Origin of the sequence: Pantoea conspicua (assembly GCF_002095315.1) — a bacterium.
Lineage (GTDB): Bacteria > Pseudomonadota > Gammaproteobacteria > Enterobacterales > Enterobacteriaceae > Pantoea > Pantoea conspicua.
In genome coordinates this window covers 94684-118991 of the sequence record NZ_MLFN01000005.1, presented here as the reverse complement: position 1 = coordinate 118991, position 24308 = coordinate 94684, and the positions used below count along the sequence as shown (strand labels likewise).

24 protein-coding genes are annotated in these 24308 nt (G+C 56.3%); 5 read left to right on the top strand and 19 right to left on the bottom strand.

Features of this window, described 5'->3' with window-relative positions; all coding sequences use genetic code 11:
• From odhB to sdhC, 6 genes are all read right to left on the bottom strand, one after another.
• Nucleotides 1–1221, bottom strand: a complete 1221-nt coding sequence (gene odhB, locus HA41_RS03895) for a 2-oxoglutarate dehydrogenase complex dihydrolipoyllysine-residue succinyltransferase (RefSeq protein WP_094119673.1) — start codon at nt 1219–1221, stop codon at nt 1–3.
• Between the two features lie 15 nt (nt 1222–1236).
• Nucleotides 1237–4044: a 2-oxoglutarate dehydrogenase E1 component gene (gene sucA / locus HA41_RS03890; RefSeq protein ID WP_094119672.1), complete on the bottom strand. Its 2808-nt coding sequence runs from the start codon at nt 4042–4044 to the stop codon at nt 1237–1239.
• A 203-nt stretch (nt 4045–4247) separates the two neighbouring features.
• Nucleotides 4248–4964 (bottom strand): succinate dehydrogenase iron-sulfur subunit, encoded by a 717-nt coding sequence (locus HA41_RS03885; protein WP_031374824.1) that lies wholly within the window; start codon nt 4962–4964, stop codon nt 4248–4250.
• A 14-nt stretch (nt 4965–4978) separates the two neighbouring features.
• Complete coding sequence (gene sdhA, locus HA41_RS03880; RefSeq protein ID WP_094119671.1) at nt 4979–6745, bottom strand: succinate dehydrogenase flavoprotein subunit; 1767 nt, start codon at nt 6743–6745, stop codon at nt 4979–4981.
• Nucleotides 6746–7093, bottom strand: a complete 348-nt coding sequence (gene sdhD / locus HA41_RS03875) for a succinate dehydrogenase membrane anchor subunit (protein ID WP_009091417.1) — start codon at nt 7091–7093, stop codon at nt 6746–6748.
• Nucleotides 7087–7476 carry a succinate dehydrogenase cytochrome b556 subunit gene (sdhC, locus tag HA41_RS03870; RefSeq protein WP_046288454.1) on the bottom strand — a complete coding sequence of 130 codons (390 nt, stop codon included), beginning with the start codon at nt 7474–7476 and terminating at the stop codon, nt 7087–7089. Before sdhC ends, sdhD begins: the two co-directional genes overlap by 7 nt.
• A gap of 632 nt (nt 7477–8108) precedes the next feature.
• On the opposite strand from sdhC, the gene HA41_RS03865 reads away from it, so the two are divergent.
• Nucleotides 8109–9392: a citrate synthase gene (locus HA41_RS03865; RefSeq protein ID WP_031374820.1), complete on the top strand. Its 1284-nt coding sequence runs from the start codon at nt 8109–8111 to the stop codon at nt 9390–9392.
• A gap of 60 nt (nt 9393–9452) precedes the next feature.
• On the opposite strand, the gene nei is transcribed toward HA41_RS03865, so the two are convergent.
• The 11 genes from nei to HA41_RS03810 all read right to left on the bottom strand — a co-directional run bounded on the left by nei (nt 9453) and on the right by HA41_RS03810 (nt 18682).
• Nucleotides 9453–10241, bottom strand: coding sequence for an endonuclease VIII (gene nei / locus HA41_RS03860; RefSeq protein ID WP_094119670.1), 789 nt, complete (start codon nt 10239–10241; stop codon nt 9453–9455).
• Nucleotides 10242–10252: 11 nt separating this feature from the next.
• Nucleotides 10253–10900 (bottom strand): pyroglutamyl-peptidase I, encoded by a 648-nt coding sequence (pcp, locus tag HA41_RS03855; RefSeq protein WP_094119669.1) that lies wholly within the window; start codon nt 10898–10900, stop codon nt 10253–10255.
• 6 nt (nt 10901–10906) lie between these two features.
• Nucleotides 10907–11923, bottom strand: coding sequence for a DUF979 domain-containing protein (locus HA41_RS03850; RefSeq protein WP_094119668.1), 1017 nt, complete (start codon nt 11921–11923; stop codon nt 10907–10909).
• Entirely contained in the window at nt 11923–12651 is a 729-nt protein-coding gene (locus HA41_RS03845; RefSeq protein ID WP_094119667.1) for a DUF969 domain-containing protein, read from the bottom strand. The genes HA41_RS03850 and HA41_RS03845 overlap by 1 nt, the downstream gene beginning before the upstream one ends.
• Nucleotides 12652–12703: 52 nt before the next feature.
• Complete coding sequence (gene pxpA / locus HA41_RS03840) at nt 12704–13441, bottom strand: 5-oxoprolinase subunit PxpA (protein WP_094119666.1); 738 nt, start codon at nt 13439–13441, stop codon at nt 12704–12706.
• Nucleotides 13431–14363, bottom strand: a complete 933-nt coding sequence (gene pxpC, locus HA41_RS03835) for a 5-oxoprolinase subunit PxpC (protein ID WP_094119665.1) — start codon at nt 14361–14363, stop codon at nt 13431–13433. The genes pxpA and pxpC overlap by 11 nt, the downstream gene beginning before the upstream one ends.
• On the bottom strand, nt 14357–15013 hold the full coding sequence (gene pxpB, locus HA41_RS03830) for a 5-oxoprolinase subunit PxpB (RefSeq protein WP_094119664.1): 657 nt from the start codon (nt 15011–15013) through the stop codon (nt 14357–14359). The genes pxpC and pxpB overlap by 7 nt, the downstream gene beginning before the upstream one ends.
• A 160-nt stretch (nt 15014–15173) precedes the next feature.
• Nucleotides 15174–15917, bottom strand: a complete 744-nt coding sequence (locus HA41_RS03825; RefSeq protein ID WP_094119663.1) for a type 2 GTP cyclohydrolase I — start codon at nt 15915–15917, stop codon at nt 15174–15176.
• Nucleotides 15918–15935: 18 nt separating this feature from the next.
• Nucleotides 15936–17360 carry a deoxyribodipyrimidine photo-lyase gene (phrB, locus tag HA41_RS03820; protein WP_094119662.1) on the bottom strand — a complete coding sequence of 475 codons (1425 nt, stop codon included), beginning with the start codon at nt 17358–17360 and terminating at the stop codon, nt 15936–15938.
• A 12-nt stretch (nt 17361–17372) separates the two neighbouring features.
• Nucleotides 17373–18329 carry a YbgA family protein gene (locus tag HA41_RS03815; protein ID WP_094119661.1) on the bottom strand — a complete coding sequence of 319 codons (957 nt, stop codon included), beginning with the start codon at nt 18327–18329 and terminating at the stop codon, nt 17373–17375.
• Nucleotides 18330–18481: 152 nt separating this feature from the next.
• Nucleotides 18482–18682, bottom strand: coding sequence for a DUF2517 family protein (locus HA41_RS03810; protein ID WP_094119660.1), 201 nt, complete (start codon nt 18680–18682; stop codon nt 18482–18484).
• A gap of 257 nt (nt 18683–18939) precedes the next feature.
• Here HA41_RS03810 and kdpE point away from each other — a divergent pair, with 257 nt between their 5' ends.
• Nucleotides 18940–19614: a two-component system response regulator KdpE gene (gene kdpE / locus HA41_RS03805; protein ID WP_094119659.1), complete on the top strand. Its 675-nt coding sequence runs from the start codon at nt 18940–18942 to the stop codon at nt 19612–19614.
• Nucleotides 19615–19653: 39 nt separating this feature from the next.
• On the opposite strand, the gene pgm is transcribed toward kdpE, so the two are convergent.
• On the bottom strand, nt 19654–21294 hold the full coding sequence (pgm, locus tag HA41_RS03800; protein ID WP_094119658.1) for a phosphoglucomutase (alpha-D-glucose-1,6-bisphosphate-dependent): 1641 nt from the start codon (nt 21292–21294) through the stop codon (nt 19654–19656).
• A gap of 25 nt (nt 21295–21319) precedes the next feature.
• The gene (seqA, locus tag HA41_RS03795; protein ID WP_094119657.1) at nt 21320–21868 is read right to left on the bottom strand and encodes a replication initiation negative regulator SeqA; all 549 of its coding nucleotides are present in this window, start codon (nt 21866–21868) and stop codon (nt 21320–21322) included.
• A 250-nt stretch (nt 21869–22118) separates the two neighbouring features.
• On the opposite strand from seqA, the gene ybfF reads away from it, so the two are divergent.
• From ybfF to fldA, 3 genes are all read left to right on the top strand, one after another.
• Nucleotides 22119–22883, top strand: a complete 765-nt coding sequence (gene ybfF, locus HA41_RS03790; RefSeq protein ID WP_094119656.1) for an esterase — start codon at nt 22119–22121, stop codon at nt 22881–22883.
• Between the two features lie 166 nt (nt 22884–23049).
• On the top strand, nt 23050–23325 hold the full coding sequence (ybfE, locus tag HA41_RS03785; RefSeq protein ID WP_069728027.1) for a LexA regulated protein: 276 nt from the start codon (nt 23050–23052) through the stop codon (nt 23323–23325).
• A 131-nt stretch (nt 23326–23456) separates the two neighbouring features.
• Nucleotides 23457–23987 (top strand): flavodoxin FldA, encoded by a 531-nt coding sequence (gene fldA / locus HA41_RS03780; RefSeq protein WP_094119655.1) that lies wholly within the window; start codon nt 23457–23459, stop codon nt 23985–23987.
• The last annotated feature ends 321 nt before the right edge of the window (nt 23988–24308 follow it).

The window sequence follows — 24308 nt, the reverse complement described above, 5'->3', positions numbered from 1 at the left end:
TCAGACATCCAGCAGCAGGCGCGCCGGGTCTTCCAGCATCTCTTTCACCGCAACCAGGTAGCCGACAGATTCACGGCCATCGATCAGACGGTGATCGTAGGAGAGCGCCAGATACATCATTGGCAGCACCACTACCTGACCATTGACCGCCATCGGACGATCTTTGATGGCGTGCATGCCGAGGATGGCACTCTGTGGCGGGTTGATGATCGGCGTAGACATCAGGGAACCGAACACACCGCCGTTGGTGATGGTGAAGTTACCGCCGGTCAGATCGTCAACCGTCAGCTTGCCGTCACGGCCTTTCACCGCCAGTTCTTTAATTTTCTTCTCGATGTCAGCCATGCTCAGTGCATCAACATCGCGCAGCACTGGCGTGACCAGACCGCGTGGCGTCGAGACGGCAATGCTGACGTCGAAGTAGTTGTGATAAACCACATCTTCGCCATCGATGGAAGCATTCACTTCCGGATAGCGTTTCAGCGCTTCAACAACCGCTTTAATGTAGAACGACATAAAGCCCAGACGCACGCCGTGACGCTTCTCGAAGGCATCGCCGTACTGCTTACGCAGATCCATGATCGGCTTCATGTTGACTTCGTTGAAGGTGGTCAGCATGGCGGTGCTGTTTTTCGCTTCCAGCAGACGTTCAGCCACACGCTTACGCAGACGGGTCATCGGCACGCGTTTTTCGCTGCGGTTTGCCACAGCAGACTGCGGCGCGCTATCAGCGGCGGGTGCAGCGGCTTTCGGCGCAGCAGGCTTATTGGCCAGATGTTTTTCAACATCTTCACGGGTCAGTCGACCACCGACACCGCTGCCTTTAATCTGCGAAGCGTCGAGATTGTGTTCCGCGATCAGACGGCGAATGGCCGGGCTGAGCGCATCGTTGCTCTCTTCTTCCAGGGATGCGGTCTGACGCTGAGCCGGAGTCGACTCTTTGCTTTCAGACTTCGCGCTGCTCTCTTTACCGCCGCTGTTGCCCTCTTTCAGACGGCCCAGGATCTGACGTGAAGTGACGGTTGCGCCCTCATCTTCCAGCACGGCTTCTAAGATGCCGTCAGCCGATGCCGGCACTTCCAGCACCACTTTGTCAGTTTCAATTTCAACCAGCACTTCATCGCGAGTCACTGCATCGCCTGGTTTTTTATGCCAGGTTGCCACGGAGGCATCGGCAACCGATTCAGGCAGGTCGGGAACGAGAATATCTACGCTACTCATTATCTTTCCTTTTAATTAATTAACGTTCAGCGCGTCATTAACCAGGTCTTGCTGCTGTTTTTGGTGTACGGACATGTAACCCACGGCCGGTGAAGCGGATGCCGGACGGCCTGCATAACGCAAGGTGGCACCAAACGGCACGACTTCGCGGAAATGGTGCTGACTGCAGTACCATGCACCCTGATTCAGTGGCTCTTCCTGACACCAGACAAAATCCTGCACGTGGGAATACGCTTTTAAAGCTTCCTGTACCGCTTGATGCGGGAACGGATAGAGCTGCTCGATGCGCACGATAGCCACATCGGTCTGCTCGTTTTTACGGCGCTGTTCCAGCAGGTCGTAATAGACTTTACCGGAGCACAACACCACGCGTTTCACGCCCTGCGGATCGAGATCGTCGATTTCGCCAATCGCCGGTTTGAAACTGCCGTTAGCCAGCTCATCCAGCGTGGAGATCGCCAGCGGATGACGCAGCAGCGATTTCGGCGACATCACAATCAGTGGACGACGCATTCCGCGCAGCGCCTGACGACGCAGCATGTGATAAACCTGCGCCGGCGTAGACGGCACGCAGACCTGCATGTTCTGCTCAGCGCAGAGTTGCAGATAGCGCTCAAGGCGTGCTGAGGAGTGCTCAGGCCCCTGACCTTCGTAGCCGTGTGGCAGCAGCATCACCAGACCACACATCCGGCCCCATTTCTGCTCACCGGAGCTGATGAACTGGTCGATCACCACCTGGGCACCGTTGGCGAAGTCACCAAACTGCGCTTCCCAGATGGTCAGGATACGCGGTTCTGCGGTGGCATAACCGTATTCAAATGCCAGCACTGCCTCTTCTGACAGCACGGAGTCCCAGACTTTGAACTGGCCCTGACCGCTGTGCACATGGTGCAGCGGGGTATAGGTTGAGCCGTTCGCCTGGTTATGGACCACCGCGTGACGGTGGAAGAAGGTACCGCGACCGGTATCTTCGCCCGACAGGCGGACCGGGATACCTTCATCCACCAGCGTGGCGTAGGCCAGGTTTTCAGCGCCACCCCAGTCAAAGGCTTTTTCACCTTCGGCCATCAGTCGGCGATCGTTGTAGATCTTGGCCACACGTGACTGGACTTCCACCTCTTCCGGCACCTGGCTGATACGCAGCGCCAGTTCCTTCAGACGTTTCATGTCGACCTGGGCCGGATACGGCTCATCCCACTCGTGGTTCAGGTAAGGCGACCAGGTAAAGGAGTGCAGGCTCATCGGACGCCATTCCGGCACCACGCATTCGCCGGCATCCAGCGCATCGCGGTAGAGATTGACCATTTCGGTCGCATCTTCCTGAGTGGCAATCCCTTCGCTCTCCAGACGATCAGCGTAGATTTTACGCGGCGTCGGGTGCTTTTTGATTTTCTGGTACATCAGCGGCTGGGTCGCACTCGGCTCATCCGCTTCGTTGTGACCATGACGGCGATAGCAGACCAGATCGATAAACACATCACGTTTAAAGGTGTTGCGATAATCGAGCGCCAGACGGGTAACAAACGCCACCGCTTCCGGGTCATCGGCATTAACGTGGAAAATCGGTGCCAGCACCATTTTGCCGATGTCGGTGCAATAGGGCGTTGAGCGTGCATCTTTCGGGTTGGAGGTGGTGAAGCCAACCTGGTTGTTGATCACGATGCGAACGGTACCGCCCACTTCATAACCGCGCGCCTGAGACATGTTCAGGGTTTCCTGCACCACGCCCTGGCCGATCACAGCGGCATCACCATGAATGGTGATCGGTAATACTTTGTTGCTGCTTGGCTCTTCCAGACGGTCAAGACGGGCACGTACTGACCCCATCACTACCGGGCTGACGATCTCGAGATGCGACGGGTTAAACGCCAGCGCCAGGTGGACCAGGCCGCCTTCAGTTTCGACGTCAGACGAGAAGCCCATGTGGTACTTCACGTCACCGGTGCCGAGGTGCTCTTTATGCTTACCGGCGAACTCGTCGAACAGATCCTGCGGCTTTTTACCCAGCACGTTGATCAGGACGTTGAGACGACCACGGTGCGCCATACCCAGTACCACTTCACGGGTACCACTTTTACCGGCATGGCGAATCATTTCGCGCAGCATGGGCACCAGCGCATCGCCGCCTTCCAGCGAGAAGCGTTTGGCACCCGGGAATTTAGCGCCGAGATACTTTTCCAGACCTTCTGCCGCGGTCAGCTCTTTCAGGAAACCTTTTTTCTCTTCGCTGCTGAATGACGCATGGCCCACCGCCGATTCAAGACGCTGCTGAATCCAGCGTTTCTCGTCGGTGTTATTGATGTGCATATACTCAGCACCAATCGAGCCACAGTAAGTCTGGGTCAGCGCCTCGAACAGATCGGCCAGCTTCATGGTCTCTTTGCCGATGGCAAACGAACCTACGTTAAAGCTTTCCTGAAAATCGGCGTCGGTCAGATCGTGAAAGGCTGGATCCAGATCGGCGACCCGATCCTGCTTCCACAGGCCGAGCGGATCGAGATTGGCGTGCTGATGGCCGCGGAATCGGAACGCGTTAATCAGCTGCAGCACTTTCACTTGCTTGGAGTTGGTTGCTGGATCGGAGACTGATGAGGTGTAACGAGATGCGTCTTTCGCCAGGCGACGGAAGTACTCACGTGTGGTGGAGTGAAACTGCTCAGGTTTCATTCCGGTGCCCGGTAACTGTTGGAACATCGAGCGCCACACTGCATCGACAGAGTCAGGATCGGTCAGGAAATCCTCATAGAGTTGCTCTATGTAAGACTGGTTCGCGCCGGCCAGCCAGGAGGAGTCCAGCCAGGGCTTCATCGCGCTGTTCTGCATTGTGATCCCTTAAGCATTGCTATGCTTTTTTGAGGTTTCATTTGTTACCGCTTTCGCGGTTTGCCGTAGTGAGTTCAGCGATACGAGCACTGTGCGCAGCGCGCGTGGCCCGTAAGGGAACCTTTGTAAACGTGGTACCCGACCGCGCTTACAGAGGCTTCCGTAAACCACCGGGAACCTGAGGTTCCCGGATGGTGTGTTGCTTATGCCCCGCGTTGCAGCAGCATCGACTTAATATGGCCGATGGCGCGCGTCGGGTTCAGCCCTTTCGGGCATACGCTCACACAGTTCATGATGCTGTGACAGCGGAATACACTGAAAGCGTCGTTCAGATTGTCGAGACGCGCATCGGTTTCGGTGTCGCGGCTGTCGATCAGGAAGCGGTACGCGGCCAGCAGGCCAGCAGGCCCGATGAACTTCTCCGGGTTCCACCAGAACGATGGGCATGAGGTTGAGCAGCAGGCACAGAGAATACATTCGTATAATCCATCCAGATGTTCGCGCTCATCCGGCGATTGCAGATGCTCGCGTGCCGGCGGATTTTCCCCATTATTCAACAGGAAAGGCTTAATTTTCTCATATTGTGCATAAAACTGGCTCATGTCTACCACCAGGTCACGCACCACCGGTAAACCGGGCAGCGGACGGATAACAATTTTCTGTTTACCGTTGCCCAGCGCCGAGACTGGCGTGATACAGGCCAGACCGTTTTTACCGTTCATATTGAGGCCGTCAGAGCCGCACACGCCTTCACGGCAGGAGCGACGAAACGCCAGCGTCGGATCTTTCTCTTTCAGACGGATCAGCGCGTCCAGCAGCATCATGTCGCGACCATCTTCCGCTTCCAGGCTGTAATCCTGCATCCGCGGTTTGTCATCGACCTCTGGATTGTAGCGATAAATTGAAAACTCGAGTCTCATCATCGTCTCCGAAATTAGTAGGTACGCACTTTCGGCGGGAAGGCCGCGCGCAGTTTCGGCTGCATGTTCACCTCACGGCGCGTCATGCTCTCGGTTTCCGGGACATAAAGACTGTGGCACAGCCAGTTTTCATCATCACGATCCGGGAAGTCGAAGCGACTATGCGCACCGCGGCTCTCGGTGCGATAGTTAGCCGCCACCGCCGTGGCAAATGCCGTCTCCATCAGGTTATCCAGTTCCAGACACTCAATACGCTGGGTGTTGAAGTCTGGTGAGCGGTCATCCAGACGCGCCGATTTCAGGCGTTCACGAATCACTTTCAGCTCTTCCAGGCCCTGCGCCATGGCATCGCCTTCACGGAAGACCGAGAAGTTATTCTGCATGCAACGCTGCAGTGCTTTGCGAATCTCAACCGGGTCTTCACCGGTGGTGTTGCTTTCCCAGCGGTTGAAGCGCGCCATCGCCGCATCAATTTCATCTTCAGAGGCATCACGCAGATCGCCCTGCTCCTGAATGCTTTCCAGCAGATGCAGACCCGCCGCACGGCCAAATACCACCAGGTCGAGCAGCGAGTTGCCGCCCAGACGGTTGGCACCGTGAACCGATACGCAGGCGATTTCGCCCACCGCAAACAGCCCCGGAATGACCACGTCTTCGCCCTGCTCATTCACCCGCAGTGCCTGTCCGGTCACTTTGGTTGGAATGCCGCCCATCATATAGTGACAGGTCGGGATCACCGGGATCGGCTCTTTAATCGGGTCGGCATGCGCAAAGGTGCGCGACAGCTCAAGGATGCCTGGCAGACGTGACTCCAGCACCTCTTTACCCAGGTGATCGAGCTTCAGTTTAATGTGCGGGCCCCACGGACCGTCGCAGCCGCGACCTTCACGGATTTCGATCATCATCGAGCGCGCAACCACGTCACGGCCCGCCAGATCTTTGGCGTTCGGCGCATAACGTTCCATGAAGCGCTCGCCATGTTTATTCAGCAGATAACCGCCTTCACCACGGCAGCCTTCGGTCACCAGCACGCCAGCGCCGGCGATGCCGGTTGGGTGGAACTGCCACATCTCCATGTCCTGCACCGGTACACCGGCGCGCAGCGCCATACCTACACCGTCACCGGTGTTGATGTGCGCATTGGTAGTGGACTGGTAGATACGACCCGCGCCGCCAGTGGCCAGCACGGTGGCTTTGGCTTTGAAGTAGACGGTTTCACCGGTTTCAATACAAATCGCGGTACAGCCGACCACTGCGCCGTCGGCATTTTTCACCAGATCCAGCGCATACCACTCAGAAAAGATAGTGGTCTTATTTTTCAGGTTCTGCTGGTAAAGCGTGTGCAGCAGGGCGTGACCAGTACGGTCCGCTGCCGCCGCAGTACGTGCCGCCTGCTCGCCGCCGAAATTCTTCGACTGGCCGCCGAACGGACGCTGATAGACACGACCATCATCCAGACGCGAGAACGGCAGGCCCATGTGTTCCAGCTCAAGAATCGCTTCCGGGCCGGTTTTACACATATATTCAATCGCGTCCTGGTCACCGATATAGTCGGAGCCTTTGACGGTGTCGTACATGTGCCATTCCCAGTTATCTTCATGGGTATTACCCAGCGCGACGGTGATACCGCCCTGCGCAGATACGGTGTGGGAACGGGTCGGGAAAACTTTAGATAACAGGGCACAGCTCTGGCCGGCCTGGGAGATTTGCAGTGCGGCTCGCATTCCTGCGCCACCTGCGCCGATCACCACGGCATCAAACTCTCTGATTGGCAAACTCATTTACACACCCCACACCACAACAAATCCATAGATCGCATACCACAACAGCGCCACCACAATCACAAACTGCAACAACAAGCGGGTTGGCAGCGATTTGACGTAGTCTGTTAATACCTGCCACATGCCGATCCAGCCGTGGATCAGAATGGAAAACAGCGTCAGCAAGGTAAACACTTTGGTGAATGCGGAAGCGAAGAAGCCACGCCACAGGTCGTAGGTCAGCGTGTCAGTCATCACCACAAAACCGAGGATATAGACGATGTAGAGCGTAATCAGAATTGCGGTTGCCCGCAGCAGCAGCCAGTCCTGGATGCCGTTGCGACCCAACGCGGATGCATTGCTTACCATACGAGGACTCCCGCCAGAATTGCCAGCACGACAGTGATCACAAAAGTCATATAAGCTGAACGTTTACCCACCTGCAGGGTTTCAGCCAGATAACCAAAATCCATCAACATATGACGAATCCCGCTCACCGCGTGATAGGCCAGCGCTGTTAAGATGCCCCACATGATAAACTTCGCGAAGAAGCCATCCATGATGGTTGCAGCATGCTGGAAACCTTCCGGAGAGGAGAGAGAGAGACCGAGCAGCCACAGCAGGATGCCAAGAGCAACCAGAGTGATTACGCCGGAGACGCGGTGAAGAATGGACGATATTGCAGTAACGGGAAACCGGATCGTCGAGAGATCCAAGTTGACAGGTCTTTGTTTTTTCACGGTTTTGCCCACACAGCTCTTTTTTATTTTGCTTCCTCCGGACCTGAGGCGGAGTCTAATCACAACGCGTGGCAGACTTTAACCGTCACCAAAAAAGCAACATCCAGTGTTAATTGACGCGGTAGAAACGCTGGGTGGCTCCTGGTGTCAGGGTGTTCCGGAGACCTGGCAGGAGTATAGGAGGATCACATTCTGATTACAATTCCCCTACAAACTCTTTGGTAAATTTTAGGTGGAACAGTGATCCTACTCACGATTTTCACAAATGATACAATTTTAATTATCTGATTTGACAATAGTTCAACAATTCAGTTACAAACTAACGCTACAAATTCCTATGATGCACAAAAGTTATGGGGATACACTTTCCCCTAAGCGCAAGTTATGTAAGATTGCGAACGTAAGCATTAAAAAGCATCAGGTTATTGGTTACCAAGAAGTTATGTCCTGACCGGATCTTTAACAACCGCGATATGCAGCATGTCAATGGCTCTACGGTTCCTGCTGGGAACGCGCCTCTCACTCTGTACCCTGCACCAGTGATAAGACAGCAGAGTGATGCTGTGAAGTTTTGCCAACCGCAACATGAACGCGTTTCAGGTGTCTAAAGATCTTTACCTGCCTAAGGCGCTATGGAGACGAAAATGACAGATAAAAAAGTGACGCTAACCCTACAAGATGAAACGTCCGTTGAACTGGATGTGCTGCAAGGCACGCTGGGCCAGGATGTGGTTGATGTCCGCGCCCTCGGCTCCAGTGGACTGTTTACCTTCGATCCGGGTTTCACCTCTACCGCATCCTGTGAATCAAAAATCACCTTTATTGATGGTGATGAAGGTATCCTGTTGCATCGTGGCTTCCCAATCTCCCAGCTGGCGACCCACTCCAACTATCTGGAAGTGTGCTACATCCTGCTGAATGGCGAAGCACCAAATCAGAAGCAGTTTGAAGAATTCCGTACCACCGTTACCCGTCATACTATGATTCATGAGCAGATTACCCGTCTGTTCCACGGCTTCCGTCGTGATTCACACCCGATGGCGGTGATGTGTGGCGTGACCGGCGCGCTGGCGGCGTTTTACCACGATTCGCTGGACGTTAACAATGAGCGTCACCGCGAAATCGCCGCGTTCCGCCTGCTCTCTAAAATGCCGACCATGGCCGCGATGTGCTACAAATACTCCATCGGCCAGCCGTTCGTTTATCCGCGTAACGACCTCTCTTATGCCGGTAACTTCCTGCACATGATGTTCGCCACGCCGTGCGAAGAGTACAAGGTCAACCCGGTACTGGAACGCGCCATGGACCGTATCCTGATCCTGCATGCTGATCATGAGCAAAACGCCTCAACCTCAACCGTGCGTACCGCCGGCTCTTCGGGCGCGAACCCGTTTGCCTGTATCGCGGCTGGCATCGCCTCCCTGTGGGGACCGGCGCACGGCGGCGCGAACGAAGCGACCCTGCGTATGCTGGAAGAGATCAGCACCGTTGAGCACATTCCTGAATTTGTGAAGCGTGCTAAAGATAAAAATGACTCTTTCCGCCTGATGGGCTTTGGTCACCGGGTCTACAAAAACTACGATCCGCGCGCGACCGTGATGCGTGATACCTGCCATGAAGTGCTGAATGAGCTGGGTATGAAGGACGATCTGCTGGAAGTGGCGATGGAGCTGGAACACATTGCGCTGAACGACCCGTACTTTATCGAGCGTAAACTCTATCCAAACGTCGACTTCTACTCTGGCATTATTCTGAAAGCGATGGGTATCCCGTCATCGATGTTTACTGTTATCTTTGCGATGGCGCGTACCGTTGGCTGGATTGCACACTGGAAAGAGATGCACGACGAAGGGATGAAAATCGCCCGTCCACGTCAGCTCTACACCGGTTATACCGAGCGCGAATTTAACTCGCAGCTGGAAAAGTAAGTATCGCTCAGATGTAAAAACGGGGCCTTCTGGCCCCGTTTTTTTTACTGCTATCGCCAGTCAGCGCTGACAACCCGGACACCAGTAAAAAGGACGTGACGATAACGTCCCCTTTTCAACCACCGTGCCACAGCGCCGGCATTTTTTGCCCTGCCGGTGAAACACCTCAAACTGAAACGCCGCCTCATGATGATATTTCTTCATGGTGCCACGCATCCGGTAGGCATGACGCGGTACGGATAACAGCGCCTCGCTGAATGCAGTCAGCTGATCCTCGTTCAGCTCCTGCGCCCGGTGATGTGGCAGCAGCTGCGCCAGCCAGAGGATCTCAGCACGCAGATAGTTACCCAGTCCGGCCAGAAAAGCCTGATCGAGCAACAGCCCGCTGAACTGACGCCGTCGGAAACGCGGTGACAAAAGCCGCTGCTTCACCTCCTCACCCGTCAGCGCACTGCTGAGCACATCCGGCCCGATGCGGTTCAGAAACGGGTGCGCTGCCAGCGTATCGGCATTCAGCAGTTCAATATCTGACGCGCTATACAGCAGAATCGCCTGATCGACTGTGGCCAGCCGCACCCGCAACTGCCGGGTGGTCTGCAAAGCCGTTTCCGGCGTCACGATGCGCCAGACACCATACAGTTGATTGTGGCTGTATAGCGTCAGACCGTTGCTGAAATGTGTCAGCAACGCCTTGCCGCGCGTCTCAATCGCCTCTACCTGTTCACCAATCAGTGCCGGTTCGTAGGTTTTCAGTTCAGGAAAGGCAAACCATGCCTCGGTTAACGGCTGGCCGACAATCGCCGTTTCAAGCTGATCCGCCACCCGGCGAATCTCTGGTCCTTCAGGCATGGTGAAACCTCTTAATGGGTGGCGCCGCCGGCCAGTTTCAGATCCTCACCGGTTTCCAGCGTGACCCGGACCGCAATCTCCAGCGCCTGAATCACATTGGCCGCTGACATGCTCGGCGCCCCCGGATGCTGCGCCGCCTGTTCCGGCAGATAAGGAATGTGGATGAAACCGCCGCGCACTGGTGTTTCCTGCTGTGCCAGCCAGTGCAGCAGGCCATACATTACCCGGTTACAGGTAAAGGTGCCGGCAGTCTGGGAGACCGAGGCGGGAATCCCCGCCTCACGCAGTGCGGCGACAATCGCCTTAATCGGCAGACGCGAGAAATAGGCCGCCGGGCCACCCGCGACAATCGCCTCATCAACCGGCTGATGGCCGGCATTATCGGGGATACGAGCGTCATCAACGTTAATACCAATGCGTTCAACGGTGATGTCGCTGCGCCCGCCCGCTTGCCCGACCGACAGAATCGCATCCGGTTTCACCTCGTTCAGCGCCTGGTAAAGCACATCCAGCACGTCAGAAAAGACCACCGGCAGCTGACGGATAACGATCCGTGCGCCAGCAATCTCTTTGCCTTCCAGCGCGCTGACCGCTTCCCACGAGGGATTAATGCTTTCACCGCCAAAGGGTTCAAAGGCGGTCATCAGGACAGTTTTCATTCAGCCTCACAGGAACATCAGGAAATAGAGCAGGAAAATGTTAACGATTAACAGTAGCACACCGGTCGGGACCTGAGCTTTGATCACCGCGTTACGGTCCGGTAACTCCAGCAGCGCCGCCGGGACGATGTTGAAGTTAGCCGCCATTGGCGTCATCAGCGTGCCGCAGTAACCGGAGAACATCCCGATGGCGGCCATCACCGCCGGGTTGCCGCCGTGCTGCAGCACCAGAATCGGGATGCCCACGCCTGCGGTGATAATCGGAAATGCAGCAAAGGCGTTACCCATCACCATGGTCAGCAGCGCCATGCCGCCCGCATAAACCGCGACCGCGATAAAACGACTGTCTACCGCCAGATACGTTTCGGTCAGATGAGAAATCGCACTGCCGACGCCTGCCGTAGTAAACAGCAGGCCCAGCGTCGCGAGGATCTGCGGCAGAATAAATGCCCAACCGATCGCATCCAGCAAGCGACGCGTCTCCTGCATCGACTGCACCGGTTTCTCATGGGTCAGTTTCAGCGCCACCATCCAGCCGATCAGGCAACCAATCATCATTGAAAACAGCGTCACCAGCGTCGCGTGGTTACCGGGACCAAACACTCTCTCCTGTAAGCCCGGAATATGGTTGAACGCCAGCACACCCGCCACCGTCACCACCGGGATCGCCAGCGCCGGCAGGAATAATTTATTGCGCAACCGCAGCGCGCTGGCCTGTTTTTCTTCATCAGTGCGCTGATGATAGCGGCCCAGCTTCACGCCGCCTAAGCCGGCGATCAGTGCCATCACCACCACCGCGACGCCGACGCCAATGTTCAGCATGCGGGTGCCGGCTGCCGCCGAACCCAACCACTGGGTCATCAGTTGCGTGGTCCAGTCGCCGACCAGAAAAATCAGACCATACAGCGCCCAGAACAGACCGGTGGTGACGCGGCGCGGATTGGCGCGATCGCCCCAGGAGAGAATGGCGACCACCAGCAGGATCAGGCCAGCCAGCCACATCAGATATTGTTGCTGGAACATTACTGCCCTCCTTTGGCTTTCAGTGCCTGGCCGTTCAACGCCTGTAATTCACGCGCCAGGCGACGATCCAGCCGCACCAGACGGGCCGAGTGGATCAGAAAGGCTGCTACGGCGGTCGGGATGCCCCACAGGGCAATGTGCAGCGGTTCAGTCTGAATCCCGGCCGACTCCTGCATAAAATTGTGCATAAAGATGATGGCACCAAAGGCGACAAAAATATCCTCGCCAAAGAACAGGCCGACATTATCGGTGGCCGCTGACATGGCGCGCAGACGATGACGCACCTCGGGCGAGACATCACCGTAGCGGTTTTCGGTGGCCCCTTCCGCCATCGGTGCCAGCAGCGGGCGCACCATCTGCGGATGACCGCCCAGGCTGGTCAGCCCCAGCGCTGCGGTCAGTTCGCGTACCAGCAGATAGACGATCAACAGACGTCCGGCGGTGGCCGTTTTAATCTGGGCGATCCACGCCTGCGCACGCTCTTTCAGGCCGTGACGCTCCAGCAGACCGATCACCGCCAGCGGCAGCAACAGAATCAGTGGCAGGTTACGAGTGTTGAGAAAGCCCGAACCGAGCTTTTCCAGAATGTCGGCTACCGGCATCATGGCCGCTAAGCCGGTGACGAAACCGGCGACAATCACCACCAGTACCGGATTGAAACGTAATACGAAGCCGATAATGATGGCTGCAATGCCAAGCAGCGGCCAGAGATTTACCACGCTATCCATCTTTTCCCCTTAAAGTATGAAAAAGCCCGGACATAGCCGGGCTAAGAGTGATTCAGGCGCTGGTGACGCAGATTTGCTGTGCGGCAAAAGCATCACGCAACCGCCGGGCAAACTGCAGTGCATGCGCACCGTCGCCATGCAAGCAGACGGTCTGCGCCTTAACCGCGACCCATTCCCCGCTGATACTCTGTACTCTGCCCTGCTGTACCATATTCAGCGTCTGGTCGATCGCCTGCTGTTCATCCTCAACCAGCGCACCGGGCTGACTGCGCGGCACCAGCGCTCCGCTGCTGAGGTAACCACGGTCGGCAAACACCTCTTCACGGGTACGCAGACCGTAGTGCGCCGCCGCCCGAATCGATTCGCTGCCCGCCAGTCCGACCACAATCAGCTGGCTGTCCACCGTCTTTATTGCGCGGGCAATCGCGTCGGCCAGCACCGCGTCGGCCGCCGCCTGGTTATAGAGCATACCGTGCGGCTTAACATGTACCAGCCGCGCGCCTTCACTTTCTGCCAGGCTTTTCAGCGCCCCAATCTGATAGATCATCTGGGCGTAGACCGTTTCTGGCGGCAGCTGCATCGCGCTACGGCCAAAGTTTTCGCGATCGGGGAAAGCCGGATGTGCGCCAATCGCCACACCCGCCGCTTGCGCCCAGCGCACCGATTGCAGCATGGTCTGTGCATCACCGGCGTGAAAGCCACAGGCGATGTTAGCGGAGCTGACCAGTTGCAGCAGTGCGTGATCGCTGTCGCAGCCTTCGCCCAGATCGGCATTTAAATCAATCTTCATTAGCGAGTCCCCATACCATCTGATCCAGCGCACGTTGCTGATGCTGACGCGCCTGCATCGCCTCCGGCAAGGTGCAATGAATAAAGTGAATCGGTTCACCCAGGCGGATTTGCGCCAGGTGATAGAGATCGGCCTCAATGATGCAGGCGATACGCGGATAGCCGCCGGTGGTCTGGGCATCCGCCATCAGCACAATCGGCTGACCATTAGGCGGCACCTGCACCACACCGGGCACCAGACCGTGCGACAGCAGTTCGCGCGGGGTTTCCCGATTGAGCTGACGCCCCTCCAGCCGGTAACCCATCCGGTTGCTTTGCGGGCTGAGTTTCCACGCGGTGCGCCAGAATGCCTGCTGCGCCTCACGGCTGAATTCGTGATATTCCGGCCCTGGCAGCGCCCGAATGCGATTCCCCCACAGCAGTTGCCGGACGCCCGCCTTGCGCGCAAACTGGCGGGTCGGCTTCCCGAGCGGCAGGCAATCACCATCCTGCAGTTTACGTCCGTGGAAACCGCCAAATCCGGCTTTCAGATCGGTGCTGAACGAACCGAGCATCGCGGGCAGATCGAAGCCACCCTGCACTGCCAGATAACTCCGCATCCCGCGCACCGGCATCGCCAGTGACAGCACCTGCCCTTTTTTTACCGGGGTACGCCATCCGGTCCACACCGGCTTACCGTCCAGCTCGGCGTTACAGCCTGCGCCAGTCAGCGCAAACCAGCCCGCGCGGGTAAATTCCGCTTTAAACTGGCCGAGCACCATCTCCACCACCGCGCTGTCAGGGGAATTGCCCACCAGTAAGTTGGCGGTGGTCATCGCAGGCTGATCCAATACCCCGCCGAGGCTGATGCCATACTGTCGCCAGCCGTGACGGCCCGCATCCTGAATCGTCGCGGCCAGTCCGGCCCGCAGGATCCTCAACATACCCCCTCCTTTTGCGGTACAAAGCGCACCGTATCGCCGGGACGCAGTAACGTCGGCGGTTGTTGCAGCGGATCGAACAGCGCGATGGGTGTCTGTCCGATTAACTGCCAGCCGCCCGGTGACGCCAGCGGGTAAACGCCGGTCTGGCTGCCGCCGATACCCACCGAGCCAGCGGGCACTGAGACCCGTGGTTCTGCCCGCCGTGGCGTGTGCAGGCGGGGATCAAGCCCGCCCAGATAGGGGAAACCAGGCTGAAAACCGATGAAATAGACCACATATTCGCTGCTGCTATGCAGCTCAACCACCTGACTGACAGAGAGCGATGCCTGCTCCGCCACCACCGCCAGGTCCGGACCCGCTTCGCCGCCGTAGATCACCGGAATATCAACCTGACGCGACGCCGGCAGCTGCGCTTCACTCTCCTCCCACCAGCGCTGTAAACGCTCAATGGCGTCCAGCGCGCTCTGCTGCGGATCACGCAGTATCAGGGTGATGTTGTTCATGCCCGGGATCACCTCCAGCACGCTATCGAACGCCTGCAGGCGCTGATTCAGTCCCCAGATTCGTTGCTGGCTGGCCAGCGATATCGGGGGTTCAAGCTCCAGCACCACCGCGCGCTCACCCAGTAAATAACAACGTGCTCGTTGCAACAGCGACCTCCCGTTAAGCTGAAATCCGGCGCGCCAGAAACATTCAGGCGCACGGCTCAGCCGTTTGCTTATCTACTCAAAGCAAATAGTTATGCGAAAGTGACAGAGATGTGTCAACAGATTTAGGTCCTGCACAGGATGCAGGACCTGAGGAGTGGGATCAGGCAGGATTGGGAATATCGATAAAGGTGACATCCAGGCCGTGGTGCTGTGCCAGCCATTCGCCCAGTGCTTTAACGCCACCGCGCTCGGTCGCATGGTGACCTGCGGCGAAGAAGTGCAGTCCCTGTTCACGCGCACTGTGAATCGTCTGCTCCGACACTTCGCCGGTGATATAGGCATCGACGCCAAAGGCGGCGGCCTGATCGATAAATCCCTGCCCGCCGCCGCTGCACCAGGCGATGCGGCGAATCAGCGCGGGTGCGTTATCGCCGCAGTGCAGCGGCTCACGTCCCAGCTTATCGGCGATGCGCTGCGACAGCTGCTGGCCGGAGATCGGCTCAGCCAGTTCACCCCAGAACACCAGCGGCATCACTTCACCGCGCACCTCGATCTCCAGCAGCTTCGCCAGCTGGGCGTTATTGCCGAGCTGAGGATGGGCGTCGAGCGGCAGATGCCAGCCATACAGGTTGATATCATTGGCCAGTAGCGTGCGCAGGCGACGTCGCTTCATGCCTTTAATTGCGGCCGTTTCGTTTTTCCAGAAATAACCATGATGCACCACGATCGCATCCGCCTGGCGCGCTACCGCTTCATCCAGCAGCGCCTGACAGGCGGTGACGCCAGTGATCACTTTTTTTACTTCGCTGCGGCCTTCGACCTGTAAGCCATTCGGGGCGTAATCGCTGAAGTTCTGGCTATCCAGCTGCTGATTGATCAGCGTTTCAAGTTGGTAATGATTCATCGTGGCTCCTTGATCGCCTCAGGCCGCATTTTTAGCGCGCTCAAAGGCGTCTAATGTCTTTTTACGTGCGGCCTTATGTTCCACGATCGGTGCCGGATAATCGAGTTTCTTATGATTTTTCTCGGCCCACAGCAGCGGCTGATGAATGTCGCGGTCCGGCACCTCCGCCAGCTCTGGCAGATAGTGACGAATAAAGGCCCCCTGCGGATCAAAGCGTTGGCCCTGCGTGGTCGGATTAAAGATGCGGAAATAGGGTGCGGCATCGGTGCCAGTTGAGGCCGCCCACTGCCAGCCGCCATTATTCGCCGCCAGATCGCCATCAATCAGCTGCTGCATGAAGTAGCGTTCGCCTTCGCGCCAGTCAATCAGCAGGTCCTTGACCAGAAAGCTGGCGGTGATCATCCGCAACCGGTTATGCATCCATCCCAGCGTGTTCATCTGCCGCATTGCCGCATCGACAATCGGATAGCCGGTTTTCCCCGCTTTCCAGGCCTCGAAATGGGCGGTATTTCGCTGCCATTCAACATGCCGCGTCCAGCCAATAAATGGCTGGTGTTTGCACAGCGCCGGCCAGGCTACCAGCAGATGACGATAAAACTCCCGCCAGAACAGCTCATTCAGCCAGCTAAAGGCACGGCTGTTGTCCAGCGCGTCAGGGTGCTCATGCAGCACCCGATGCAGACACTGGCGTGGCGACAGTACACCGGTTGCCAGATAAACCGACAGCCGACTGGTGCTGTCCCGCGACGGCAGATCGCGCTCGGCGGGATAGTCGAGCACTGACTGAGTCGCAAACTGCCGCAGACGTTTCAGGGCCGCCGCTTCGCCGGGCGGAAACAGCGTCTCATCAATGCTGTCGGCGGGATAATCAAAGGGCGCTATCGGGGTGCTTTTCAGTGGCGCACCGTGACGCGCTTTGGGCGCCGGTACGCATTCCGGCAGGCCTTGCTGCAGTCTTCGGACAAAGGCCTTGCTGAACGGGGTAAAGACTTTGTACATCGAGCGATCACCGCTCTGCACGCTGCCGGGCGGCAGCAGCAGACTGTCATCAAATCCCTGGCAGATCACGCCCGCGTCGTCGAGACGCTTCTCAGCCTCGGCATCACGCTGGCGTTCGTTGACTTCATACTGATAGTTATAAAAAAGCTGGTCGACCTGCTGCTGCTTGCAGAAGGCCACCAGAGAATCGACCGCATCACCAAAGGTTTCACACGTCTGATAATGTAGCGCAATGCCGCGCCCGGCCAGCGATTCCGCCAGCAGTTGCAGGCTGGCATGAATGAAAGCCGCCTGTTTTGGAGACATGTCATGCTGCTGCCACTGTTTCGGCGTGGCGAGATAAAGCGCAATCACCGTAGCCTCGCTGTTGCGGCAGGCGGCATGCAACGCCAGATTATCGTTAAGGCGTAAATCATTACGCAGCCAGACCAGATGGGTGGTCATAACACTCCTGAATTATTGTCCGTAACGTAAACGCAGCGCTTCGGGATAGGGATCGAAGTAGCGTTGCTCAGCCAGCCATGGATGCGGAAACTCCGCCATGTAGTGTTTGAGAATGGTGATCGGCACCAGCAGCGGTTGCGTTCCCTGTCGGTAACGATCAATCAGCGTCGCCAGCTCCTGACGCTGCGGTGAACTTAACTGACGGCGGAAATAGCCCTGAACGTGCATCAGAACGTTAGTGTGGTTCCGGCGTGAAGCGGGCCGTGACATCAGCGCCATCATCCGGTTGCGGTATTCGAACGCGAACGCATCCAGCGACGCCCACTCACTCATTGAGGCCACAAACGGCCCCAGCTCGCGGTATTTCTCCTGCGAATGGGCCAGCATCAGTAACTTATAGCGGCTGTGGAAGGCAATCAGACGGTGACGGGTCAGACCGCTTTGCCACATCTGGTTAAACTCATGCAGCGCGCAGATACGGCCAATGAAATTTTCGCGTAGCGCTGGATCATGCAGGCGCCCGTCCTCCTCCAGCGGCAGCCACGGCATTTCACGCTGCAGAAATTCAGCAAAAATGCCGGTGCCGGCTTTGCGATTGTTATTGGTTTCTGGCTCGTAAACCCGCACCCGCTCCATGCCGCAGCTGGGAGATTTGGCGCACAGGATATAGCCTGACAAATGATGCAGCGATTTTACGCGTCCGGCTGACCAGTTACGCATCTGGTCAGTCACCTCTTCCCCGCCATCTTTACTGAAGCACAGATGCAGTTCGTCATCGCCCTGGTCAACCAGGCGTAAGGCGGGACGCGGCGTAGGCAGACCGATCGCCATTTCAGGGCAAATCGGCTCGAAACGCACAAAAGGGATGAGATCTTCGGTAGCAAAAGTAAGGCGCTTGTGTCCACCGTCAAATCTGACGCTTTCACCTAGCAAGCAGGCACTGATTCCCACCGGGATTTTTTCGCTCATACTTGTACAACCTCCGAAATCTTGTAGAGGTTTAAGTGTAGCGTAAAATGGTCAGGAAAACAGCGTGACCCGGTAGTTTTGTCGCGGGAACCTAAGAAAAAACGCAAAAAAAGCCTGGTCAGGTGACCAGGCCAATTAAGCGGATGTCTGTCTTACCAGAAAGCGCCGCCGGCAGCTTCTGACTGCGCCAGCCATACCGGCTTCGCACTGGTTTTGCACCACATCCGGTGCAGATAGCTGTAGAAGCGTGCGCGATCGTGACGGAACAGCATCACCGGTAACGCCACGAGGCCGAGAAGGACCACCAGCGTGCGACGCAAAATGATTTTGGAACGTGGATAAGCCTGATACATGGTTATCGCCTCCCGGTCAGTTAAAAGGTGTGAGTGTGATCTATGTCTAAGATTACGCCTGATTGTGTAATTTTACTACTCATCTGACCACTTATTTGCCCGGAATTTTGCCGTTTAAGAATTAACCTGTAATAAAGTTACATAGATGTTATTTCACGGTTACTCGCTGGTTTAAATCAGCCCGGCATAACCGGCACGGACGGCAGAAAAATTTATTGGTAAAGTAAGGCCTCACTGTTTACTCAAGGCAGGTTTGCGTGACCACGGTTTTAATCGTTGAAGATGAAAAAGAGATCCGCCGTTTTGTCCGGCTGGCGCTGGAAAATGAAGCACTGAAAGTCTTCGATGCCGATACGTTGCAACGCGGCTTGATTGAGGCCGCGACGCGTAAGCCCGATCTGGTCATCCTCGATTTAGGCCTGCCGGATGGCGATGGCACCGATTTTATCCGTGACCTGCGCCAGTGGAGCGCGATGCCGGTGATTGTACTGTCGGCACGCAGCGACGAGCAGGATAAAATCGCGGCGCTGGACGCCGGAGCCGATGACTATCTGACCAAGCCGTTCGGCATTGGTGAACTGCTGGCACGTGTCCGGGTGGCGCTGCGGCGTCACAGCAGCCAGCAGCCCGATGCCCGCATCAGTTTTGCGGATGTCAGTGTCGATTTTGCTGCGCGGCGGGTACAGCGTGACGGTGAGGAGATTCATCTCACCCCGATAGAGTTTCGCCTGTTAAGCATCCTGCTTAACAATGCCGGCAAGGTGCTGACCCAGCGCCAGTTGCTGAGCCAGGTGTGGGGACCGAATGCGGTAGAGCACAGCCACTATCTGCGCATCTATATGGGACATCTGCGACAGAAGCTGGAAGCGAACCCGACCCAGCCGGTACATCTGCTGACCGAAACCGGTATTGGCTACCGCTTTATGCCATAAAAAAAGGCGCCCGCGGCGCCTTTTTCATTGTCCGATAACTCAGGCGTTTTTCAGCACTTCGCTAACAATCTCAACCGCTTCTTTCTCAATCTGTGCGCGATGTTCCGCACCCAGGAAGCTTTCACAGTAGATTTTGTAGGCGTCTTCCGTGCCTGACGGACGGGCAGCGAACCAGCCGTTTTCCGTCATCACTTTCAGCCCACCAATCGACGCGCCATTACCTGGTGCGGCAGTCAGGCGCGCGGTGATCGGATCGCCTGCCAGCGTATCAGCGCTCACCATCTCAGGTGACAGCTTTGACAGCGCGGCTTTCTGCGCAGAAGTGGCCGAGGCCTGCAGACGGTTGTAGCTCGGCGCACCAAAGCGCTCGGCCAGTTCATCGTAGTGCTGCTGCGGGTTTTTACCGGTGACAGCGGTGATCTCTGCCGCCAGCAGGCACATAATGATGCCATCTTTGTCGGTTGACCATGGCGTACCATCGAAACGCAGGAATGAGGCACCGGCGCTCTCTTCGCCGCCGAAACCAAAGCTGCCGTCATACAGGCCATCAACGAACCATTTAAAGCCAACCGGGACTTCTACCAGCTTGCGGCCAATGTCGTTAACCACACGGTCGATCATCGCGCTGGAAACCAGCGTTTTGCCAACGGCAACCTCCTGGCCCCACTGTGGACGATGCTGGAACAGGTAGTTGATCGCCACCGCCAGGTAGTGGTTAGGATTCATCAGACCCGCCGGGGTCACAATGCCGTGACGGTCATAATCGGGATCGTTACCGAACGCCAGATCGAACTTGTCACGGTAAGCCAGCAGGCCCGCCATAGCGCACTCTGATGAGCAGTCCATACGGACTACGCCATCTTTATCCAGATGCATGAAGCGGAAAGTCTGATCGACCGCGTCATTCACCAGCGTCAGATCCAGCTTGTAGTGCTCGGCGATACGCTGCCAGTAAGCAATACCGGAGCCGCCCAGTGGATCAACGCCAATTTTCAGACCAGCTTTCTGGATCGCCGGGAAGTCGATGACCTGTGCCAGACCTTCAACGTAAGGCTGAATCAGATCTTTCTCGACCACATGACCACTGGCCAGGGCCTGATTGATCGGCAGACGTTTGACCTCTTTCAGGCCATCTTTGATCAGCTGATTGGCACGATCTTCAACCACTTTGGTGACGTTGGTATCAGCCGGTCCGCCGTTCGGTGGATTGTACTTGATGCCGCCATCTTCTGGTGGGTTGTGCGAAGGGGTAATCACGATGCCGTCGGCCAGTGCGCCACCCGCTTTGTTGTGCTCAAGAATGGCGTTAGAGATGGCAGGCGTTGGCGTATAGCCATTATCCTGCTGCACAATCACATCGACACCGTTCGCCGCCAGCACTTCCAGTACCGACAGAATCGCCGGTTCAGACAGCGCGTGCGTATCTTTACCCACGTAGCACGGACCGGTGATGCCGTTCTTTTTACGCTCTTCCGCAATCGCCTGAGCAATCGCCAGAATGTGCATCTCGTTGAAGCTTTGACGCCCTGCACTACCGCGATGGCCAGAGGTGCCAAACTTCACCGCATGTTCCGGGTTCGCCACGTCGGGCTGCAGGACATAATATTGTGACGTTAATTGTGCAACGTTAATCAAATCGCTCTGCTGGGCGGGTTGCCCGGCACGGGGGTGATTGGCCATTGGCGCTTCTCCCTGACGCTTCAGTTTAAATGGTGCCGCAAACTTTCTCTGTCAGTTCCTGCGGGAACTGCATTGAGAGCATGATGTGTTCGACCATGCTGCATTTGCGACCAGTATTGGTATTGGTGATCACCCAGTACGGCGTGCCGGGTACGTGCTTCGGCTTAGTATGGGTGCCATTTTGCAACAGCGTATGCTCATCACCCGCAAAATAAACGCGGGTACGACCCTGCAGTGATGCAGTCGCCTCAGCAAAGGCTGCGGTATCAAGACGATAGAGCGTTGACAAGATTAGCATAAAGCGATTAACCGCCCGCTTCTGCTCCGCATATTCATCAGACAGCATCAGCTCGCGCATGGCGCGTACCCGATCCTGTGGACGTGAACCGACCACCGCAGGCTGAGCCTCTTTCGCCGCACCGGATGCCGCGTTTTGCGCAGGCGCCGCGGGCGCAGTCTGACCGGCCGTGAACTTCAGCATACGACGCAGAATGTCGGATGCGCTTTCACCAATGTGTTGCGTGTGGCTGGCAATATAACGGTAGAGCTCTTCGTCAACTTCGATCGTTTTCATCTTATTCCGTACGGTTCTTTCTCATGACAGAACCACCTGTATCCTGAAAAGCCCTTAACACAGTTTGGCGATTCGAAAGGTGAGCGGGTTCTAACATGAGGATTATAAAGTTAAATTCAGGCGGGTTGTTAGCAATCAAACGGTTTACGGGCAAAAGTCAGAATATGTCCTAATGCCGCCGGAACCGGCGCGCCTGAAAAGGTGAATCCATGATAACCTAAGCTTAGGTCTCAAACTTAAGAACTTTGCCATGATTTTGAACGCCCGTCTGCAAACTGAACAATCCCCCACTGATTCCCTGCCCATCCTGCTGATCCACGGCCTGTTCGGGACGCTGGATAACCTTGGCGTGCTGGCACGCGGGCTGAAAGAGACCGCGCCGCTGCTGCAGGTCGATGTTCGCAATCATGGATTATCACCGCGATCCGATGAGATGAACTACGCTGTGATGGCACAGGATATGTTTGACACGCTGGATGCACACGGCATCGATCGGGTGGCGGTGATTGGTCATTCGATGGGTGGCAAAATTGCCATGACCATGAGTGCGCTGGCACCCACGCGTATTGCGCGTCTGGTGATGATCGATATCGCCCCGGTGGATTATCAGACCCGCCGCCATGACACCATTTTTGCGGCGATTCGCGCGGTCACGAAGGCGGGCGTCACGTCGCGCAGTGAGGCTGCGCAGATCATGCGCGGCGTCATTGATGAAGAAGGCGTAATCCAGTTCCTGCTGAAATCGTTCCAGCAGGGCGAATGGCGGTTCAACGTGCCGGTTCTGTGGGACAACTATGCCACGATATCTGGCTGGCAGCCGGTGCCCGCCTGGCCGCATCCGGCGCTGTTTATTCGCGGTGGTGACTCCAGCTATCTGGATAATCAGTACCGGGATGCGTTGATTGCGCAGTTCCCGGCGGCCCATGCGCATGTGATCAGCGGCGCGGGGCACTGGGTACATGCAGAGAAACCTGATGCCGTATTGCGCAGCGTTCGTCGCTTTTTTACGCTTTAAAAGCCAATAGCTGGCGGTAAATGTTTAGGATTGGCGTCGGAAGTTAGCCTGGAGTATGATGGCGCGCTAAAATTTTGCCGCCGGTCATTTTGCCGCGGTAACGGCCAATAATTTATAATCTGCGCGGCGAGCGTCTGGCGCCCGCACCATTCAGTTTCACTAAGCCATGGCAAAAGAACACACTGACCGCACGACGCTCGATCTGTTTGCTGATGAGCGTCGCCCTGGTCGCCCCAAAACCAGTCCGCTTTCGCGTGATGAACAGCTGCGCATCAATAAGCGCAATCAACTGAAACGTGACAAAGGACGCGGGCTTCGCCGTGTCGAACTGAAAATGAACAGTGAAGCCGTCGAAGCGCTCAATACGCTGGCAGAACAGCGTAATCTCAGCCGTAGCGAATTGATTGAACAAATGCTGCTGGCGCAACTCAAACTGGATTAATGCGGGCAAAACGCACGCAGAGGCAAATGTCGAGGCTTTAACCGTTCCGCGGGTTTGCCTCGTCTGCTATTATTCGCTGAATTGTGCTGCGGCACACATCTCATCATCAGGATTTAAGAGGTTTTTTACTCATGGCACTCGTAGGCATCTTCTTTGGCAGCGATACCGGCAACACCGAAAACATTGCAAAAATGATCCAGAAACAGCTGGGTAAAGACGTTGCAGAAGTCCACGACATCGCGAAAAGCACTAAAGAAGATCTGGAAGCGTTTGACATCCTGCTGCTGGGTATCCCGACCTGGTATTACGGTGAAGCGCAGTGTGACTGGGATGACTTTTTCCCGACGCTGGAAGAGATCGATTTCAACGGCAAGCTGGTTGCCCTGTTTGGCTGTGGCGATCAGGAAGATTATGCCGAGTATTTTTGTGATGCGATGGGCACCATCCGTGACATCATTGAGCCGCACGGCGCAGTGATCGTCGGACACTGGCCAACCGAAGGCTATCACTTTGAGGCCTCAAAAGGCCTGGCTGATGATACTCATTTCCTGGGTCTGGCGATCGACGAAGATCGTCAGCCTGAGCTGACCAATGCGCGCGTCGAACAGTGGGTTAAGCAGATCTTTGATGAACTGCAACTCAAAGAGATCCTCGAAGCCTGATGCACGCCGCCTCAATGTGAGCGCCAGCTCACATTGAGGCAACGGAAATTCCTATAGAAATAATAGCCACATTTTTTTAACTTTCTTCGTTTAATCTGTAGAATACCCGCATCGATCTTCCGCTTATTTTCTCCGACAGCAGATAGGGCTAAGCGAAATGTTAACAGACTCCTGCAGAAATCCTTCCCGGCTCGGTGACGTATCCCATACAGCCCATGGTGATTTAGGCACTCCCCTCGGTTTTCATTTCACGGCTTCAGTTCTATAATGAGACGCAAATGAGAATAGATGTAGATCGACATTCAAGGCCAAGCGCCACAA

Coding starts and splice junctions, on each gene's coding strand:
- odhB (WP_094119673.1), bottom strand. CDS start 1,221: ATGAGTAGCGTAGATATTCTCGTTCCCGACCTGCCTGAATCGGTTGCC.
- sucA (WP_094119672.1), bottom strand. CDS start 4,044: ATGCAGAACAGCGCGATGAAGCCCTGGCTGGACTCCTCCTGGCTGGCC.
- HA41_RS03885 (WP_031374824.1), bottom strand. CDS start 4,964: ATGAGACTCGAGTTTTCAATTTATCGCTACAATCCAGAGGTCGATGAC.
- sdhA (WP_094119671.1), bottom strand. CDS start 6,745: ATGAGTTTGCCAATCAGAGAGTTTGATGCCGTGGTGATCGGCGCAGGT.
- sdhD (WP_009091417.1), bottom strand. CDS start 7,093: ATGGTAAGCAATGCATCCGCGTTGGGTCGCAACGGCATCCAGGACTGG.
- HA41_RS03865 (WP_031374820.1), top strand. CDS start 8,109: ATGACAGATAAAAAAGTGACGCTAACCCTACAAGATGAAACGTCCGTT.
- nei (WP_094119670.1), bottom strand. CDS start 10,241: ATGCCTGAAGGACCAGAGATTCGCCGGGTGGCGGATCAGCTTGAAACG.
- pcp (WP_094119669.1), bottom strand. CDS start 10,900: ATGAAAACTGTCCTGATGACCGCCTTTGAACCCTTTGGCGGTGAAAGC.
- HA41_RS03850 (WP_094119668.1), bottom strand. CDS start 11,923: ATGTTCCAGCAACAATATCTGATGTGGCTGGCTGGCCTGATCCTGCTG.
- HA41_RS03845 (WP_094119667.1), bottom strand. CDS start 12,651: ATGGATAGCGTGGTAAATCTCTGGCCGCTGCTTGGCATTGCAGCCATC.
- pxpA (WP_094119666.1), bottom strand. CDS start 13,441: ATGAAGATTGATTTAAATGCCGATCTGGGCGAAGGCTGCGACAGCGAT.
- pxpC (WP_094119665.1), bottom strand. CDS start 14,363: ATGTTGAGGATCCTGCGGGCCGGACTGGCCGCGACGATTCAGGATGCG.
- HA41_RS03825 (WP_094119663.1), bottom strand. CDS start 15,917: ATGAATCATTACCAACTTGAAACGCTGATCAATCAGCAGCTGGATAGC.
- phrB (WP_094119662.1), bottom strand. CDS start 17,360: ATGACCACCCATCTGGTCTGGCTGCGTAATGATTTACGCCTTAACGAT.
- HA41_RS03815 (WP_094119661.1), bottom strand. CDS start 18,329: ATGAGCGAAAAAATCCCGGTGGGAATCAGTGCCTGCTTGCTAGGTGAA.
- HA41_RS03810 (WP_094119660.1), bottom strand. CDS start 18,682: ATGTATCAGGCTTATCCACGTTCCAAAATCATTTTGCGTCGCACGCTG.
- pgm (WP_094119658.1), bottom strand. CDS start 21,294: ATGGCCAATCACCCCCGTGCCGGGCAACCCGCCCAGCAGAGCGATTTG.
- seqA (WP_094119657.1), bottom strand. CDS start 21,868: ATGAAAACGATCGAAGTTGACGAAGAGCTCTACCGTTATATTGCCAGC.
- ybfF (WP_094119656.1), top strand. CDS start 22,119: ATGATTTTGAACGCCCGTCTGCAAACTGAACAATCCCCCACTGATTCC.
- ybfE (WP_069728027.1), top strand. CDS start 23,050: ATGGCAAAAGAACACACTGACCGCACGACGCTCGATCTGTTTGCTGAT.
- fldA (WP_094119655.1), top strand. CDS start 23,457: ATGGCACTCGTAGGCATCTTCTTTGGCAGCGATACCGGCAACACCGAA.